Genomic DNA, 1927 nt, shown 5'->3' with positions numbered 1-1927 from the left:
CTTCCGCGCAGGCCGACTCGACTAGTGAGCTATTACGCTTTCTTTAAAGGATGGCTGCTTCTAAGCCAACCTCCTAGCTGTCTGAGCCTTCCCACCTCGTTTCCCACTTAACCAGGATTTCGGGGCCTTAGCTGACGGTCTGGGTTGTTTCCCTTTTCACAACGGACGTTAGCACCCGCTGTGTGTCTCCCACGCTGCACTCACCGGTATTCGGAGTTTGCCTCGGGTTGGTAAGTCGGGATGACCCCCTAGCCGAAACAGTGCTCTACCCCCGGCGGTGATACGTGAGGCGCTACCTAAATAGCTTTCGAGGAGAACCAGCTATCTCCGGGCTTGATTAGCCTTTCACTCCGATCCACAAGTCATCCAAATCTTTTTCAACAGATCCTGGTTCGGTCCTCCAGTTGATGTTACTCAACCTTCAACCTGCTCATGGATAGATCGCCCGGTTTCGGGTCTATTCCCAGCGACTGGTCGCCCAGTTAAGACTCGGTTTCCCTACGCCTCCCCTATACGGTTAAGCTCGCCACTGAAAATAAGTCGCTGACCCATTATACAAAAGGTACGCGGTCACAGAACAAGTCTGCTCCCACTGCTTGTACGCACACGGTTTCAGGATCTATTTCACTCCCCTCTCCGGGGTTCTTTTCGCCTTTCCCTCACGGTACTGGTTCACTATCGGTCAGCCAGGAGTATTTAGCCTTGGAGGATGGTCCCCCCATATTCAGTCAAGGTTTCACGTGCCCCGACCTACTCGATTTCACATGATCAGATTTTCGACTACGGGGCTATCACCCACTATGGCCGCGCTTCCCAGCGCGTTCGTCTAATCAGTCACATGCTTAAGGGCTGGTCCCCGTTCGCTCGCCGCTACTGGGGGAATCTCGGTTGATTTCTTTTCCTCGGGGTACTTAGATGTTTCAGTTCCCCCGGTTCGCCTCCCAACACCTATGTATTCAGTGTGGGATACCCTGCTTATGCAGGGTGGGTTTCCCCATTCAGAAATGCCCGGGTCACAGGTCGTTTGCCACCTCACCGAGCCTTATCGCAGGCTACCACGTCTTTCATCGCCTCTGGCTGCCTAGGCATCCACCGTGTGCGCTTCATTGCTTGACCCTATAACCCGAAGGAGTCTGGACTCGCAATGATAACGTTTCATTTTGCCGGATACGCTTGAGACGTATCACAATTTAAGAGCACTTCGTAAGAAGTGTTCTTGTCAGCATGATATACATTGTTAAAGAGCAGCTGTTCAATGAACAGTGATAAAGCGACGTGCTGTAGTTATAACAATAGTTACAACGATAATTTCAACAACACAGCGACTTATCAGTAGTCACGAAACATTCACAAACGGTATTTAAGGTTAATCTAGGATAGTAACATAATGGTGGAGCCAAGCGGGATCGAACCGCTGACCTCCTGCGTGCAAGGCAGGCGCTCTCCCAGCTGAGCTATGGCCCCATTAACACATAACTTTTCCGGGTAATTTTATTCAGAACAAGGCATTTTATGGCGACGCATGGCCTGCTATGCGAGTCATAAAATAACGCGATGATGAATAAAATATAATTTGTGTGAGACTAGGTGCTTCAGTGCGACGCATAGCCTGCTATGCGAGTAGTGAAGCAACGACATATCACGCAAATTTGGTGGGTCTGGGCAGACTTGAACTGCCGACCTCACCCTTATCAGGGGTGCGCTCTAACCAACTGAGCTACAGACCCGGTTATTCAGTCATTACAGATTTTGAGAATCTGCAGCAACTAAATTAACTACCGTTTGCTCTATTGCTTGATCAGGTAATTCATTGTGGACGCTTACTGACGTGCGACGCATCGTTTAAGGAGGTGATCCAGCCGCAGGTTCCCCTACGGCTACCTTGTTACGACTTCACCCCAGTCATGAACCACACCGTGGTGATCGC

The 1927-nt window shown here is 50.3% G+C and carries 2 tRNA genes and 2 rRNA genes; all 4 read right to left on the bottom strand.

From position 1 onward, the window contains the following. Nucleotides 1–1116 (bottom strand): 23S ribosomal RNA (locus ACQKE4_RS20585); the annotation flags it as partial. Nucleotides 1117–1388: 272 nt separating this feature from the next. After that, nucleotides 1389–1464, bottom strand: a tRNA-Ala gene (locus tag ACQKE4_RS20580). Nucleotides 1465–1650: 186 nt separating this feature from the next. After that, nucleotides 1651–1727 (bottom strand) — tRNA-Ile (locus tag ACQKE4_RS20575). A 116-nt stretch (nucleotides 1728–1843) separates the two neighbouring features. Next, nucleotides 1844–1927 (bottom strand): 16S ribosomal RNA (locus ACQKE4_RS20570); the annotation flags it as partial.

The sequence above is a fragment of the Halomonas sp. NPDC076908 genome, from assembly GCF_050269715.1.
Lineage (GTDB): Bacteria > Pseudomonadota > Gammaproteobacteria > Pseudomonadales > Halomonadaceae > Vreelandella.
The sequence above is the reverse complement of the archived record's forward strand: the minus strand, read 5'-3'. Positions and strand labels throughout refer to the sequence as shown.